The 14746-nt window shown below is 72.4% G+C and carries 12 protein-coding genes and 1 pseudogene; 5 read left to right on the forward strand and 8 right to left on the reverse strand.

Annotated elements, in window-relative coordinates; genetic code table 11:
* Positions 1 to 271: 271 nt before the first annotated feature.
* The 6 genes from AOK11_RS22890 to AOK11_RS22915 form a co-directional block, all read right to left on the reverse strand.
* Complete coding sequence (locus AOK11_RS22890; protein WP_055595606.1) at positions 272 to 628, reverse strand: hypothetical protein; 357 nt, start codon at positions 626 to 628, stop codon at positions 272 to 274.
* Complete coding sequence (locus AOK11_RS22895) at positions 615 to 2351, reverse strand: hypothetical protein (protein WP_055595607.1); 1737 nt, start codon at positions 2349 to 2351, stop codon at positions 615 to 617. Before AOK11_RS22895 ends, AOK11_RS22890 begins: the two co-directional genes overlap by 14 nt.
* A gap of 251 nt (positions 2352 to 2602) precedes the next feature.
* On the reverse strand, positions 2603 to 3592 hold the full coding sequence (locus AOK11_RS22900; protein ID WP_055595608.1) for a malate dehydrogenase: 990 nt from the start codon (positions 3590 to 3592) through the stop codon (positions 2603 to 2605).
* Positions 3593 to 4099: 507 nt separating this feature from the next.
* Entirely contained in the window at positions 4100 to 5269 is a 1170-nt protein-coding gene (locus tag AOK11_RS22905) for an XRE family transcriptional regulator (RefSeq protein ID WP_079035017.1), read from the reverse strand.
* A gap of 486 nt (positions 5270 to 5755) precedes the next feature.
* Positions 5756 to 6199, reverse strand: coding sequence for a DUF3017 domain-containing protein (locus AOK11_RS22910; protein ID WP_055595617.1), 444 nt, complete (start codon positions 6197 to 6199; stop codon positions 5756 to 5758).
* 148 nt (positions 6200 to 6347) lie between these two features.
* Positions 6348 to 7202, reverse strand: a complete 855-nt coding sequence (locus AOK11_RS22915) for a bifunctional methylenetetrahydrofolate dehydrogenase/methenyltetrahydrofolate cyclohydrolase (RefSeq protein ID WP_055595610.1) — start codon at positions 7200 to 7202, stop codon at positions 6348 to 6350.
* A 366-nt stretch (positions 7203 to 7568) separates the two neighbouring features.
* Between AOK11_RS22915 and AOK11_RS22920 the strand changes: the two genes are divergently transcribed.
* From AOK11_RS22920 to AOK11_RS42975, 4 genes and pseudogenes are all read left to right on the forward strand, one after another.
* Entirely contained in the window at positions 7569 to 8180 is a 612-nt protein-coding gene (locus AOK11_RS22920) for a hypothetical protein (protein WP_055595611.1), read from the forward strand.
* 243 nt (positions 8181 to 8423) lie between these two features.
* Positions 8424 to 8897: pseudogene (locus AOK11_RS22925) on the forward strand (FHA domain-containing protein); the annotation flags it as partial.
* On the forward strand, positions 8894 to 10675 hold the full coding sequence (locus AOK11_RS22930) for a protein kinase domain-containing protein (protein WP_055595613.1): 1782 nt from the start codon (positions 8894 to 8896) through the stop codon (positions 10673 to 10675). The pseudogene AOK11_RS22925 and the gene AOK11_RS22930, both read left to right, overlap by 4 nt.
* Positions 10676 to 10758: 83 nt before the next feature.
* The gene (locus AOK11_RS42975) at positions 10759 to 10962 is read left to right on the forward strand and encodes a hypothetical protein (RefSeq protein ID WP_157869431.1); all 204 of its coding nucleotides are present in this window, start codon (positions 10759 to 10761) and stop codon (positions 10960 to 10962) included.
* 145 nt (positions 10963 to 11107) lie between these two features.
* On the opposite strand, the gene purH is transcribed toward AOK11_RS42975, so the two are convergent.
* Together purH and purN are read right to left on the reverse strand one after the other, a co-directional pair.
* Positions 11108 to 12694 (reverse strand): bifunctional phosphoribosylaminoimidazolecarboxamide formyltransferase/IMP cyclohydrolase, encoded by a 1587-nt coding sequence (gene purH / locus AOK11_RS22935; protein WP_055595614.1) that lies wholly within the window; start codon positions 12692 to 12694, stop codon positions 11108 to 11110.
* Entirely contained in the window at positions 12691 to 13329 is a 639-nt protein-coding gene (gene purN / locus AOK11_RS22940; RefSeq protein ID WP_055595615.1) for a phosphoribosylglycinamide formyltransferase, read from the reverse strand. Before purN ends, purH begins: the two co-directional genes overlap by 4 nt.
* A 418-nt stretch (positions 13330 to 13747) precedes the next feature.
* Between purN and AOK11_RS22945 the strand changes: the two genes are divergently transcribed.
* Positions 13748 to 14545, forward strand: a complete 798-nt coding sequence (locus AOK11_RS22945; protein WP_055595616.1) for an MFS transporter — start codon at positions 13748 to 13750, stop codon at positions 14543 to 14545.
* Positions 14546 to 14746: the final 201 nt, after the last annotated feature.

The raw sequence follows: 14746 nt of genomic DNA on the forward strand, positions 1-14746 counted from the left end.
TCACGGGCATCCGATGGCCGGCCGGCGGGGTACCGCCGCCCGGCCATCGGATGCCCGTGAGGGTGGGAACGGAGGACGAAGCATCCGGGGGTGGAGGGGAAGCCGGAAGCGGCGTCACCGTCGGTGAGGCCGTGGCCTCACTCTCCGTCCCCCTCTGCTCCTCCGGGCCCCTCTCCTCCCAGCGCTGGGTCTCCTCGTTCCAGTACCGCGGTGCCCCGCTCATCGCTTCCCCCTTCGTTCCCCTCGTCCCTTCGGCCTTTCCCCACCGGCGTCACATCCCGAGCAGACCCGCCACGGTTCCGGCCGAGGCGAGCAGCGCCGTGAGGGTCTCGGCGCCCGCGAGCAGATCACGCAGCCGCCGGCGGCGGCTCTCGCCGGCCGTACCGGTCCGGTCGATCTCCTCCTCGGTGTCCGCCAGTGCCTCGTCCAGCTGTGCGGTCTGCTCGTTCCGCCGCAGCCGGGCCAGATCGGCCCGCAGTTCCCTTACCGCGGCGAGCAGTTCCTCGTCGGCGGCGTCGCGCGGTGCCGGAACGCCGTGGTGGCTCTCCGCGTGCGCGTTGCTGCCGATGGCGAAGGTGCTGCCGTGGACGTCCCCGATGTGGACGCCGCCCTCCTCACGTGCCGTCATCGTCGGAGGCTCCCCTCTGCGGCCCGGGGCCGCCGTTGACGGCGCTGGAGTTCTCACCGATGGCGAAGGTGGAGCCCTCGACCCGGTTGATGCTGACCGCGCCGTTGCTGATGTTCACGATCTTCTGGACGAACTCGCCGGTCTCGTAGCCGGCTTCGGCGAGCGCCAGCCGCACCCCGTGGCCGACACGGTCCTGGATGCTGCGCAGGTAACGGGCCACGTCCATCTCCTGGAACGTGGACTTCGCGTCCGTCGCGGCCAGCTCGCGCACCGACAGGGCGGGCCCCTCGGGCAGCTCGCTCCGGTGTCCCCCGGTGAGCAGCCGCCAGGCGAGGACCACGTCACGGAACACGGAGACCAGGGCACGCCCCAGGGAACCCGGCATCAGGAAGGCGGCCGCGGCGACCCTGCTCAGCGCCGGGCCGGTGCGGACCCCGTGCGCGACGTGGTCGGCGCGCTTGAACTCCCGGCGCACCGGGGGCATGACGTGCGGGGCGATCTCCAGCATGAGCATGCGGCCCTGGGTGTGGACCCGCACGTACACCGTGACGCCCAGTTCCTCCCCCCAGGCACCGACCCGGATCCGCAGGAAGTGGCGCCGCTTCTCGCCGCCCTCCTCGACCGCCCGCAGCAGGTGCTGCTCGAACGCCTCCGGCGTGTAGGGGGCCTGGTCGCGTTCGGTCAGCCCCTCGACGGGGAGGAACACGCACTCGTCGATCTCCAGTTCCCGCAGCCGGTCACGCACGGGCGTGCCCGCGTGCTCGGCCGGTTCACGCAACTGTTCGATGAGGGGCCGGATCCGGTCCAGGATCACGCGGTTGCCGAGTGGCCGCCGGTTGTCCCGCTCCTTGTCCGGCCGGAGCTCGACGGCCAGCGCCCAGGTGTCGTGCGCGGCTCCCGCTCCGCAGAACGGACGCTCCTCGTCGTACATGATCAGCGGCGCGTGCTGCTCCCGCCGGATGCGCCCCGTCAGCCGGGCGAACCGCTCCCCCTCACGTCTCTCCGCGGGGTCGTTCGCCACGTCCGGGAAGCGCTGCGGGGACAGTTCGGCGCCGAACGCGCGGGCCAGCCCGTCGCGCTGGGCCGCCACGCACCACGCGATCAGCGCGACGACACCGACGGCCAGCCAGGCCTGCCAGGGCTCGGCCGCCCCCATGAAGGGCAGGCCCAGGTCACCGGCACCGCCGGACCCGCCCGTGCCGTAGGGATCACTGGACCCGTACGCGCCGGACGAGGAACCGGAGCCGAAGGCCATGGCCACGGCGTTCGCCGTGTACAGCGCGAAGAGGGCGACCCCGGTCCAGCGCAGCACGGAGGCGGCGAGCGTCCGGTACGGGGGCGGTTCCTGGGCATCGCCCCTGACCCAGGGCACGAGGCCGAGCAGCAGGCTGGACAGCAGCAGACCGGTCAGCAGCCCGCCGGTCACCGGGACGCCCACCGTCCAGAGCCCGATGACCCCGGCGGCCCAGAGCAACTCCTGCCGGCGGGCGCGCAGCGCGTGCGCCAGGACCCGGGCGGCGTCGAAGCCGAGCGACGGGGCCACGATCCGCTGTTCGTGGAGGTACAGCTCGTCGATGACGCGGTCGCGGTAGTCGGGGTCCACGTAGACGCCCCCGCACAGCAGCCGGGTCGCCTCGCTGGCATGCGGCGGGACGGACGCGACCTCCGGCGGGGCCGGGCCGTCCGGGTGGTGCGGTTGCTGCGGCACGTGGACAGTGCTCACGGCGGTCCCCCCGATGCTGCGCGCGTCTTCGGCGACGGATGAGTTGACGAGCCATCAGCATAGGGGAGGCGCTACGCCAAAAGGAACCGGATTGTCAAGAGTGCAATCATGTGACACGCGTCAAGCTATGGCCAGAACTTTGGTACCCGTACGCGGACGGGCCCCGCACCGGTCGGTACCGGTGCGGGGCCCGTGGCCCGTGGCCCGTGGCCCGCGGTCCGCGGTCCGCGGTCCGCGGTCGGACGAGATGATCAGATGAGGCCGAGACCGCGGACCGCCTCGCGCTCCTCCTCGAGCTCCTTGACGGAGGCGTCGATACGGGCGCGGGAGAAGTCGTTGATCTCCAGACCCTGGACGATCTCGTACGCGCCGTCCTTCACGGTGACCGGGAAAGAGGAGATCAGGCCCTCCGGGACGCCGTAGGAGCCGTCCGACGGGATGCCCATGGAGACCCAGTCGCCGTCCGCGGTGCCGTTGACCCAGGTGTGGACGTGGTCGATGGCCGCGTTGGCGGCGGAGGCGGCCGACGAGGCGCCACGGGCCTCGATGATCGCGGCGCCGCGCTTGGCGACGGTCGGGATGAAGTCCTCGGCCAGCCACTTCTCGTCGTTCACGACCTCGGCGGCGTTCTTGCCGGCGACCGTGGCGTGGAAGATGTCCGGGTACTGGGTGGCGGAGTGGTTGCCCCAGATGGTCAGGCGCTTGATGTCGGCGACCGTCGAACCCGTCTTCTTCGCCAACTGGGTCAGCGCGCGGTTGTGGTCCAGGCGGGTCATCGCGGTGAAGCGCTCGGCCGGTACGTCCGGAGCGGCGGCCTGGGCGATGAGCGCGTTGGTGTTGGCCGGGTTGCCGACCACGAGCACCCGGATGTCGTCCGCGGCGTGGGCGTTGATGGCCTGGCCCTGCGGCTTGAAGATGCCGCCGTTGGCCTCCAGGAGGTCACCGCGCTCCATGCCCTTGGTGCGCGGGCGGGCGCCCACGAGAAGGGCGACGTTGGCCCCATCGAAGGCCACGTTCGGGTCGTCCGAGATGTCGATGCCCTGGAGCAGCGGGAACGCGCAGTCGTCCAGCTCCATGGCCGTGCCCTCGGCCGCCTTGAGCGCGGGAGTGATCTCCAGCAGGCGCAGCTTGACCGGCACGTCCGCGCCGAGCAGCTGGCCGGAGGCGATGCGGAAGAGCAGGGCGTAACCGATCTGGCCGGCCGCGCCGGTGACGGTGACGTTCACGGGAGTGCGGGTCATGGCGTTCTCCGTATGACAGCTGGCGGTGGGGCGTCCCTGCCCCGGGGTACGGGATCCCGTCCGGCTCGTGACCGGTGCCCGCCGCGATGGTCGATCACCGGTACGGAGGGATCGCCGCTGGATGATCGATCTCTTGGCGTCAAGAGAGATCCAGCGGTCAGGCTATCGCGCATCCACGATCGTGGACGGCCGGGCTCCCTGTGGCCCGTCCCACAGAGTGACCGAGGGGTACACGAGCGTACCCAGGGGAAAGGGAAAGGCGGCCGCCCGTCCGGGAGAGGGGGACGGAGACGGCCGCCGTTCGGGTGACCGATCCTTCCGGACTCCCGTGGGGGTGACCTTCACGTGCCCGGTATCCGCCGTCCCATGCCAATCCCGCGCCACAAAATTCCCGAGGGGTCCCCTCGGACCTGCACCGGAGGCCGGCCGATGTGCGCCGCAGGCCGTCCCGCACCCGTCGGCGCCCGCCGCGCGCATCCCTCGGCTCGGCGGGCGTACCGGGCGGCCCTACTCCGTGACCCCCGCCTCCGTCTCCTCCGTGCACCCTTCCTCGCCGGAGGCCAGCACCACGCAGGCCCGGGCGTCCGTCGCCTTCGCGACCGCCGTCATCGGGGTGTACGTGACCGTGTCGCCGACCTCGGTGATGCCGGCGCTCTGCTTCGTCTTCCCGCCGGTGATCTCGACCTTGTCGCCCTGGGCGGCCTGGGTGATCCGGCCCCACGCGGCACCGCAGACCTTGCTGTAGCGGACCTCGACCAGGGTGGTGCCGATCGTCGCCGTCTGCGTCGTGGTCACGAGGTCACCGCTGCAGCCCATGCTCTCCGCGTCCTTGCCGTCGCAGCTGTCACCGCTGCACTCCACTCCGGCGGGCAGATTCGCGGGGGCGGAGGCCGTGGGCGAGGGGGACTTCCCGGCCTCGCCCTCCTTGTCGCTGTCGAGCCCGGTGACGTAGAACGCGGAGGCGATCACCACCAGCACGCCGACGGCGCCCGCGACGAACGTCCCCGTCCGCCGCTTGCCCCCGGGACCCCCGGAGCCGCCACGGCCCGCCGCTCCTCGGGGCGGTGCGCCCTGCGCGCCCGGGGAGCCCGGCGTGTGCCCGCCCCCGGCGGGCTGCGCGGCCGGGTACGCCGGGCCGCCCCGGTGACCCGACGGGGACGGTCCGGCGTATCCGGCCATGCCCCAGGAGTTCCCTCCCGACGCGTCACGGACGTCCGAGGCGGTGGGCTGCGGGGGCACGGACGGTGAGCCCCCGGCCGGTCCGGCGACGCCCGGCCGGACCGCGGCGCCCCCGTCCTTGCGCCTCCTGCCGCCCGCACCGGCCGACGACGGCCCGGCGATCTCACTCAGCGCGGAGCGCGCCTGCGAGATCCTGATCGCCTCCATCGTCATGTCGTGACGCATCTCCGAGCGGCTCCAGGCCCGCTCGGCCAGCTCCCACATCGTGGTCAGGTGCACCGGATTGGTCCCGGTGACCTCGGCCAGGGCCACGATCGCGCCCTTGGGCGCGAGCAGCCTGCCGTTCAGATAACGCTCCCAGGACGTCTTGCTGTAGCCCGTGCGGTCCGAGACCGACGCGACGCTCATGCCGCTACGGTCCACCACCCGCCTGAGCTGGCTCGTGAACTCCCTGATCTGCGGATCGAGTTCATCCGGCAAGGCCTTCCAACGAGGCATCGCTTCCCTACCTTCCCCCCGGTCGTGCTGGTTTTTCCCTCGCGCGTGGTGCCTCTGCCGAGTCCCCGGTCTGGCTACCCACATGGATGCCGTCCGTCAGGATCTCAGTTCCCAGGGTGGGGGCGCACAGGAGCGTCAGGGCCGCGGGCACGCAGCGTCGCACGCTCACCCGCTCGTGTCCCCAGTCTCCCACCGGCACTCCCTTCGGCCGTACAGAACCATCACAACGCGTGGGACATCACGATTGTCCGGGATCGTCATGATTATCACGCCGGTTGCGTTCCGAGGGTGCTTCGAGGGCACGTCGGGAAGTTCCCGGAGCCATCCGGGGGACGTAGCGGAATGGTCACTTCCGTGCCACAGCGCCCGGAGAGCCGTTGAACAGCCGGTTCGCGGTGCAGGAAGGTTGTTCCCGGCGGCGGCCCGTCCTTTCACGGGGGTGAGGACGGGCCGCCGTTCACCGGACGGCACGAGGCAGCGGCGGCGTCAGCTGTTGCTGACGGTGAAGTGCAGGGTGTCCTTCAGGAACGGGATCTCCAGCCACGGCTTGGGCTGCACCATCAGCGCCAGCAGCACGATCGCGAGGCCCAGCCCGCCGTACGTGACGATGTCGGTGAAGCGGGAGCGCACGGCGAGCATGCCGACGTCCGGCACCGCCCAGCGCAGCACCCCGCCCGCCAACAGCGCCACGCCGATCAGCAGCGTGCCGATCCGGAACAGGTCGAATGCCGTCAGCAGCAGGCCGAGTCCGGCCACGAGCAGCACCGCGAGGATCGGCCACTGCCGGGCGGGCGCGGGAGCGTCACCGGGTGCGGCCCGGCCGCCGCCCTCCGGGCGCGCGGTGTCCCTGGTGAACAACGGGAAGCGGCGGGTGGCGCGCCGTGGCCGCCCCTCGGCGTCGGGCGCGCTGACGGGGTCGGTGACGGTGATGTCCTCGAGGGCGACATCCTCGACCGGCTCCCGTTCCTGTTCCCGGGCCTGTTCCTGCCCCCGGGTCTGTTCCTGCTCCTGCTCGTGTGTCCCGGCGGGGTTCGTCCCGGTCCCGCGGGCCCCGGTCTCCGTCTCTCGGGCACTGTGGTCAGCCGACACTGCGCTCCGCCGCCTCGACCACGTTGACCAGCAGCTGGGCCCGGGTCATCGGGCCGACACCGCCGGGGTTCGGGGAGATCCAGCCGGCCACCTCGGCCACGCCCGGGTGCACGTCGCCCACGATCTTGCCCTCGGCGCTGCGGGAGACACCGACGTCCAGGACGGCCGCGCCGGGCTTGACGTCCTCGGGGCGGACGAGATGGGCGGAGCCGGCGGCGGCGACGATGATGTCCGCGCGCTTGAGGTGCGCCGACAGGTCGCGGGTGCCGGTGTGGCACTGGGTCACGGTGGCGTTCTCGCTGCGCCGGGTCAGCAGCAGCGGCATCGGGCGGCCGATGGTCACCCCGCGGCCGACGACCACGACCTCCGCGCCCTTGATCTCCACGCCGTAGCGGCGCAGCAGGGTGAGGACACCGTTGGGGGTGCAGGGCAGCGGGGCCGGCTCGTTCAGGACCAGGCGGCCGAGGTTCATCGGGTGGAGGCCGTCGGCGTCCTTGTCCGGGTCCATGAGTTCGAGGATGCGGTTCTCGTCGATGCCCTTGGGCAACGGCAGCTGGACGATGTACCCGGTGCAGGCCGGGTCTTCGTTCAGGTCGCGGACGACCGCCTCGATCTCCTCCTGCGTGGCCGTTTCGGGCAGCTCCCGCTGGATGGAGGCGATACCGACCTGGGCGCAGTCCCGGTGCTTGCCGGCGACGTACTTCTGGCTGCCGGGATCGTTCCCGACGAGGATCGTGCCGAGGCCGGGCGTGACGCCCTTCTCCTTCAGCGCCGCCACGCGGGCGGTCAGATCGGACTTGATCGCTGCTGCGGTGGCCTTGCCATCGAGAATCTGGGCGGTCATGTCCCCATCCTCGCGGATGACCGGGCCCGGGTTCCAATCCGCCCGCATTCCGGGCGCCGCGCACCGGGGTCGTACCCGATGCGTACCGCGGGCGAGCGCCGGGCGGCCGCGAGGTTCGCGATCCCACACACCGGCCCCGGTCCACCCCCGGACCGGTCCTGTTCCAGCCGTATCCGGCCAAGATCAGCAATGTTGCACTTGCACAACACAATCCGCCTGCGGCTGGACAACCGACGGATCCGTCGAGAACGATGAACGCACAGTGCCGCGGGCAGTACCGGGGGGACGGACCGCATCTGTAGAGCTTCCTCCGAACCGCGCTCCGCGTGTCCCCGCACCTGAAGCGACGACGGAGGAAGAACCGCCATGAGTTTCGGCGACCCGAACAACCCCTACGGACAGCCGCCCCAGCAGCCCGGCCAGCCCGGCTACGGCTACCCCCAGCAGCAGCCCCCCGGTCAGCCCGGTTACGGCTACCCCTCGCCGCCCGCGTTCCCGCACCCCCACGGGCAGCCGGGTCCCGTGGCGGTCATGCCCGGCAGTGTGACGGCCGCGCGTGTGATGTTGTTCGTGCTGGGGGGCCTCCAGGCACTCAGCGGTCTGCTGATGATCGTGGCCAGCGGCTGGTTCGCCGATTACTTCGAGGAGATGGTCTCCTCCGACCCGAACCTCTCCTCGGACCCGAACCTCTCGTCGGACGACGTGGGCGCCATCGGCGCGGGCATCATGATCGTGCTCGGAGTGATCGTCCTGGGGTTCGCTTTCTGGGCGATCCTCACCGCCGTGAAAATGGCCACGGGACGCGGCGGGGTGCGCGTCTCCGCGATCATCTACGCCTCGGTGGTCACCCTGTTCAGCGTGATCAGCCTGTTCACCGCCAACGTCTTCGCGCTGATCAGCCTGATGCTCGGCATCCTGATCATCGTGTTCTGCGCCAACCGGAACGGAAGCTACTGGTTCAACCGGCCCCGGTACTGAACCGGTTCCGCCACCGAACCGGTTCCGTCGCTGTTCTGTTCCGGGTCCGCCGGGCACCACTTCCGGCCAATCCACGCACCAGGGCCGTGTCTCACCCGTACGGGGGGAGACACGGCCCTGGTGCGTCGCCCTAGTCTGACGGAGTAGCCGTCAGGCACGGGGAGACGCACCTTGTACAGCATCATCGTCGTACCTCCGCCGACCCCGGGGGACGCAGGACACCGCAGCGCACGACTCCGGCTCGCCCCGCGCGAACGCCTCGCCTTCGACGTGTGGGCACCGCGCCACGACTGTCTGCGCACCGACGGCGACCACGCGCGCGCCGAGGGCGGGCCCGGGGCGGCCGGCGTCCAGGACGACGCGGTCACCGCCCCCGCGTTCTCGGTGGACCGTTCCACGCGTTGCTTCACGGTGCCGGCCGTCCTCTGCGAACCCCGGCTGCGCGGCGCACCGCACGCCCCGCTGCCCACCGTCGACCAGGCCGTGGAGCGGCTGCGGCCCGACCGGCCGACCGCCTCGCGCGCGTCGGTGCAGCGGGACATCGGCTACCTCGCCGTGAAGCCGCGCCTCGAACCCGGCCCCGGGACCGCCGGTCCCGGCCCGCGGCGGAACGGCGAGCAGGAGTCGCTGATGTCCCCGGCGCTCCGCCTCGATCCGGTCCGGGAGGAGGACCTGACGGTCCTGGCCGCGGCGCCCTGCCGCCGGACGGCCCGGTGACCGAGCCCTACGCCGTCACGGTGCCCAAGGGCTACCGGGTCGGCGTGTGGGAGGTGCGCGAACCGATCGCCACGGGCGCCTTCGGCAGTGTCTACGCCGCGCGGCGCACCGGTGAGGGCACCGGGGGCGGTGACGGGGACGAGGGCGGAAAGACACAGGGGGGTCCCGGGGCCGGAGATCCGGGCGGTGGGACCGGGAAGGCACCCACCGGGTGCGCGGGCACGGGCTCCCGGGACCGGAGCGGGTACGAGGAAGCACTGCCCGGATCGGTCGCGCTGAAGTTCCTGCCCACCGGCACGGGTACGCCCCGCCAGTTGAGCCATCTGCGCGAACTGGTCGAGCGTGAGGTCGAGTTGTTGCGGCGGATCAGCAGACCTCGGCTGATCCGGATGTACGAGACGCTCACCGTCGACGACCCCGGCCGCCCCGCGCTGGACGGCGCCACCGTCCTCGTCCTGGAGAGGGCGGAGGGCTCCCTGTCCGCCCTGCTCGCCGCCTCACCCCGGCCCGGGACCGGACCGGCGCTGCTCGCGCAGATCTGCGAGGGGCTGGTCCAGCTGCACCGGGCGGGCTGGGTGCACGGCGACCTGAAACCGGCCAACGTCCTGCTGATGGCCGACGGTTCGGTTCGGCTCGCCGACTTCAACATGGCCGCCGAGCTCGAAGGCACCCACGCCTACACCTCCGCCTTCGCCACCCCCGACTACACCCCGCCCGAGCTCCTCCGGTCCGAGATCGGTGAACGGGGCCGCCGGATCCGCCCGTCCGCCGACGTGTGGGCCTTCGGCGTCCTCGCCCACCTCGTGCTCACCGGTACGTTCCCGCTGCCCGGCGCCACCCCGACGGTCCGCCGGGACTCGGCCGCCGCCTACGCGCGCGGCACCGACGAGCTGCGGCTCTCCCCCGCGCTGCCGGACGCCTGGCGGGACGTCGTCCACGCCTGCCTGGCCCGGACCCACGAGGACCGCATCACCGGGGAGACGCTGCTGCGCCGGGTACGGACGGCGGCCGGCACGGACCGTCCCCCGCACCGCCGGTGGCCCCGGCCGTCCCCGCTGTCCCGGCGGCCGCGGGGGAAGCGGCTGTCCCGGCGGCTCCGGTCGCTTCCCGGACTCCGCCGGTCGCGCCGCGGTGTCCTCGCCTCGGTCGTCGCGGCCGGCGCCGCCGTAGCGGCACTGGTCGTCCTGGCCGTCCTGGGCGCTCTCGGGTACGGCGTCGGCCCCTGGGCCGGCGGCTCGTCCGACGGCGGCGCCAAGGGCACCGCCGGCACCGCGAACGTCGGCGCCTCCTCGTACGGCGCCGACGAACTCCGCACCGACCGGGGCATTCCGCCCGCGTACCGGCTGCTGATCGTGGAGACGGCACACGACTGCGGGCGGAAGGACGTCACCCCGGTGCTGCTCGCCGCCATGCTGAAGGTCGAGAGCGACTTCGACCCGGACCTCTCCGATCCGGTCAAGGACGAGTACGGCATCGCCCGTTGGACGCCGTCGGTGCTGCGCTGGTGGATGAACGCGGACGGCACCCCGGGCGAGACCGTCCCCGAACCACCCTTCCCGCCCGCCGAGTCCATTCCGGCGATGGGCCGCTACCTGTGCTGGATCGCGCCCCGGCTGGAACCCGGACTGCCCACCGATCCCCGGCTCCTGCTCGCCGCCGCCTATCGCACGTCGTACCGGAAGGTGAACGACGCGGGCGGAGTCCCCCCGAACTACCGCGCGTACGCCGACCGCGTCGCCCACTACCTCAAGGAGTACACGCCTCCGGCCGGGAAGTGACCCCGGGACATCCGAGGTACCGCGCGGCGGGCGCCCCGGGCACGGTGTGAGCACACCCCTGCGGGGGTACGACACCGACGTTCATGGGGGAAACAACAGGGGACGTCGTCAAGCCCGCCGCGCTGCTCCTCGCGGCCACCGGCCCGGCCGCCGGCTCCACGGTCGCGGCCACCGCCGCCGAACCGGGCGGGTACCCGGGCGACCGCTCTCGAGCAGGCGGCCGAACAGGTGCCGGCCGGGACCCGATCCGGTCCCTGCGCCTCTGCCGGCCCCTGCACTCCTGCTGATCCCTGCGCTCCTGCTGATCCGCTCGCCGGCCCGGAACCGGATGATGAGGTCGGTCGTGAACGCGGGACGCGACATGCCCGTGCCCCGGGCGGCCGTCGGGCCGCCCGGGGCACGGGCATGTCGGGTCGCCGGACGGCGTGGCGCTCAGTGGAAGAAGTGCCGCGTCCCCGTGAAGTACATCGTCACACCGGCCTTGTTCGCTGCCTCGACGACCTGCTCGTCGCGGACCGAACCGCCCGGCTGGACCACGGCCCTGACGCCGGCCCCGGTGAGGATCTCCAGACCGTCCGGGAAGGGGAAGAAGGCGTCGGACGCGGCGAAGGAACCGGCCGCGCGCTCGGCGCCCGCCCGCTCCACCGCGAGCTTCGCCGAGTCGACCCGGTTGACCTGGCCCATGCCGACGCCGACCGAGGCACCGTCCTTGGCGAGCAGGATGGCGTTGGACTTCACGGCCCGGCACGCCTTCCACGCGAAGGCCAGCTCGGCCAGCTCCGCCCCGGACAGCGCCTCGCCGCTCGCCAGGGTCCAGTTCGCCGGGTCGTCGCCGTCGGCCTGGAGACGGTCGGCGACCTGGAGGAGGGCGCCGCCGTCGATCGGCTTGACCTCGACCGGGGCGGCGGGGGCCTCGGGGGCGCGCAGCACGCGGATGTTCTTCTTCTTGGTGAGGGCCTCGAGGGCGCCCTCCTCGTAGTCCGGCGCGACGACGACCTCGGTGAAGATCTCGGCGACCTGCTCGGCCATCTCCCTGGACACCGGGCGGTTGACCGCGATCACACCGCCGAACGCGGACAGCGGGTCACAGGCGTGCGCCTTGCGGTGCGCCTCGGCGACGTCCGCGCCGACCGCGATGCCGCACGGGTTGGCGTGCTTGATGATCGCCACGCACGGCTCGCTGTGGTCGTACGCGGCACGGCGGGCGGCGTCCGTGTCCGTGTAGTTGTTGTACGACATCTCCTTGCCGTGCAGCTGTTCGGCCTGGGCCAGGCCGCCGCCCGCGGCGGAGCCGCCGATGAATGCGGTCGACGTGTAGAGGGCGGCGGGCTGGTGCGGGTTCTCGCCGTAGCGCAGGGTGTGGGAGCGGTCGTACGTGGCGCCGAGGAAGTCGGGGAAGTGCGACTCGTCGACCGGGGCGTACTCGGAGGCGAACCAGGAGGCGACCGCCACGTCGTACGCGGCGGTGTGCCGGAAGGCCTCGGCGGCGAGCCGCTTGCGGGTGGTGAGGTCGAAGCCGCCGTCCTGCAGCGCCGCCAGGACGTCTGCGTAGCGGGCGGGGCTGGTCACCACGGCGACCGAGGGGTGGTTCTTCGCCGCGGCGCGCACCATCGACGGTCCGCCGATGTCGATCTGCTCGACGCACTCGTCGGGCGTCGCGCCCGAGGCGACGGTCTCGCGGAACGGGTAGAGGTTCACCACGACCAGGTCGAACGGCTCCACGCCCAGCTCGCCGAGCTGCTGCCGGTGGCTGTCGAGGCGCAGGTCGGCGAGGATGCCGGCGTGGACCTTCGGGTGCAGGGTCTTGACGCGGCCGTCCAGGCACTCGGGGAAGCCGGTGAGCTCCTCGACCTTGGTCACGGGGACGCCGGCGGCGGAGATGCGGCCGGCGGTGGACCCGGTGGAGACGAGCTCCACGCCGGCCTCGTGCAGGCCGCGCGCGAGGTCCTCGAGGCCGGTCTTGTCGTAGACGCTGACGAGCGCCCGTCGGATGGCCCGCTTGTTGCTCTCGGCGGTCACTGGATAACTACCTTTCGTCCCTCGATGCGATAGCCGTTGCGGGCGAGCCGCCCCACGACCTCGACGAGCAGCCTTCGCTCGACTTCCTTGATGCGCTCGTGCAGCGCGCTCTCGTCGTCCTCGTCCCGGACCTCCACCACGCCCTGCGCGATGATCGGCCCGGTGTCGACGCCGTCGTCGACGAAGTGGACGGTGCAGCCGGTGACCCTGGCGCCGTACGCGAGCGCGTCCCGTACGCCGTGGGCCCCGGGGAAACTGGGCAGCAGGGCCGGGTGGGTGTTGACGAACCGCCCGCCGAAGCGCGCGAGGAACTCCTTGCCCACGATCTTCATGAACCCGGCGGAGACCACGAGGTCGGGCTCATGGGCGGCGACGGCCTCGGCGAGCGCCGCGTCCCACTCCTGGCGGGTGGCGAAGTCCCCGACCCGGCACACGAAGGTCGGCAGCCCGGCGCGCTCGGCGCGGGCGAGACCTTCGATGCCCCCGCGGTCGGCGCCGACGGCCACGACCTCCGCTCCGTACGCCTCGGCGCCGGCGGCGGCGATCTCGTCGAGGAGCGCCTGGAGGTTGGTGCCGGATCCGGAGACCAGCACGACGAGACGCCTGGCGCGCTCGGCCACGGGCTTGGCGGCCACGGTGGGGCCCTTTCTCGGGGAGCGCTGGTGCGGTCGGAGACCAGCGCTTTGTACATTCGTACGAATGCTTCGGGTCCTCGGATACGGGGAAGCCTACGAAGCGGCCGACCGCCAGCAACGATACCGGCACAGCGGGCGGCCCCCACGGGACGGGGGCGTGGCCGGAAGGTAGCGTCTGGGAAGAGCCGGTTCGGGAACGCCCCGGAACGCCCGGTCACCCGGGAACGCCACCTGTGCACCAAGCGTTCACAGGACTGGGTGCCGAGACCGGAGACAGACGGGAATGCTCCGGCTCGGCCGTGCATGTCCAGCCCGTCGAGCGGTAGCCGTAGAAGCAGTAGCCGTAGAAGCAGTGATCGAGCATTAGTCGTCACAGTCGTCATTCGATGGACTTGATTAAGGGGAAGACGCTCACTTGATGCCGGACCGCAGCCTGCGATTCCTCACGTTCCCCCAGCCGTCGGCGCAGGGAGGGGAGCGTGGCGCCGTGCTGCTGCGGGAGCGCCCCTCCTCGCCGCCCGAGACGCCCCAGGGCAAGGGTGGTGACGGCGACAGGCGCCGTGGCTCCGAGGAGAACAATCCGTTCGCCCCGCCCCCGGAGGGGTCTCCCGACCAGCCCTGGCAGCCCCGGCACCCGTCCGGCGACGAGGGCGGTGGCGGCCGGGGGGACAGCGGCGGCCGCTCCCTCTGGGGCGGGCGGTGGAGCGACCGGCAGCCCGGCCGTTCCTCCGGAGGCTTCGGCGAGCGTCCGCACGGCCCGGAGGGACAGGGCGGCGGCGGGACCGGCGGTCCTCAGCGCCCGGGCCCACGCTGGGATCCCACGGATCCGGCCCAGCGCCGGGCGCGTTACTCCCTGCTGTCCGGCATGTGGGCCTTCTTCTTCGCCCTGTTCGGCTGGCCGTACGTCGCGCTGCTGCTGGGTGCGCTCTCCGTGCACTGGTCCGTCAGCGCCCTGCGGGCCAAGCCCCGCGCGGCCTCCGACCCCGACACCCCTGCGCCGCCCGAGCAGAAGGGCCGCCCGCAGACCACAGCGGCGGTGAGCGGGCTGGTCACGGCCTCCCTGGCCCTCATCCTGGTCGCCGTCAGTTTCACGGCGCAGATGGTCTACCAGGATTACTACACGTGCACGAATGACGCCCTCACCCAGGAGTCCAAGGAGTCCTGCAACGACCTCCTGCCGGACGAGCTCCGGAACCTGCTCGGGACGGCGGACTGACGGCCGGCCGCCGCCCCCGCTTCCCGAAGCCGCCCCCCGCCCTACTGGGCGGGGGGCGGCTTCGGCGTTTCGGGAGCGGGGTGGCCACTGTCGGGGAGGCCAGGGCCGGGGAGGTCACGACTGAGGGGTTCACGGCTGGGGAGATCACGGCTGAGGGGTGGACGACTGAGGGGGATCCCGGTCGGGGACGGGGTCCGCCGG

Source organism: Streptomyces hirsutus, assembly GCF_001418415.1.
Taxonomy (GTDB): domain Bacteria; phylum Actinomycetota; class Actinomycetes; order Streptomycetales; family Streptomycetaceae; genus Streptomyces; species Streptomyces hirsutus.

What these genes read in the sequence shown, in the direction of transcription:
- AOK11_RS22890 (WP_055595606.1), bottom strand. Translation starts at nt 628, where the DNA reads ATGACGGCACGTGAGGAGGGCGGCGTCCACATCGGGGACGTCCACGGC.
- AOK11_RS22900 (WP_055595608.1), bottom strand. Translation starts at nt 3,592, where the DNA reads ATGACCCGCACTCCCGTGAACGTCACCGTCACCGGCGCGGCCGGCCAG.
- AOK11_RS22905 (WP_079035017.1), bottom strand. Translation starts at nt 5,269, where the DNA reads ATGCCTCGTTGGAAGGCCTTGCCGGATGAACTCGATCCGCAGATCAGG.
- AOK11_RS22915 (WP_055595610.1), bottom strand. Translation starts at nt 7,202, where the DNA reads ATGACCGCCCAGATTCTCGATGGCAAGGCCACCGCAGCAGCGATCAAG.
- AOK11_RS22920 (WP_055595611.1), top strand. Translation starts at nt 7,569, where the DNA reads ATGAGTTTCGGCGACCCGAACAACCCCTACGGACAGCCGCCCCAGCAG.
- AOK11_RS42975 (WP_157869431.1), top strand. Translation starts at nt 10,759, where the DNA reads ATGGGGGAAACAACAGGGGACGTCGTCAAGCCCGCCGCGCTGCTCCTC.
- AOK11_RS22945 (WP_055595616.1), top strand. Translation starts at nt 13,748, where the DNA reads ATGCCGGACCGCAGCCTGCGATTCCTCACGTTCCCCCAGCCGTCGGCG.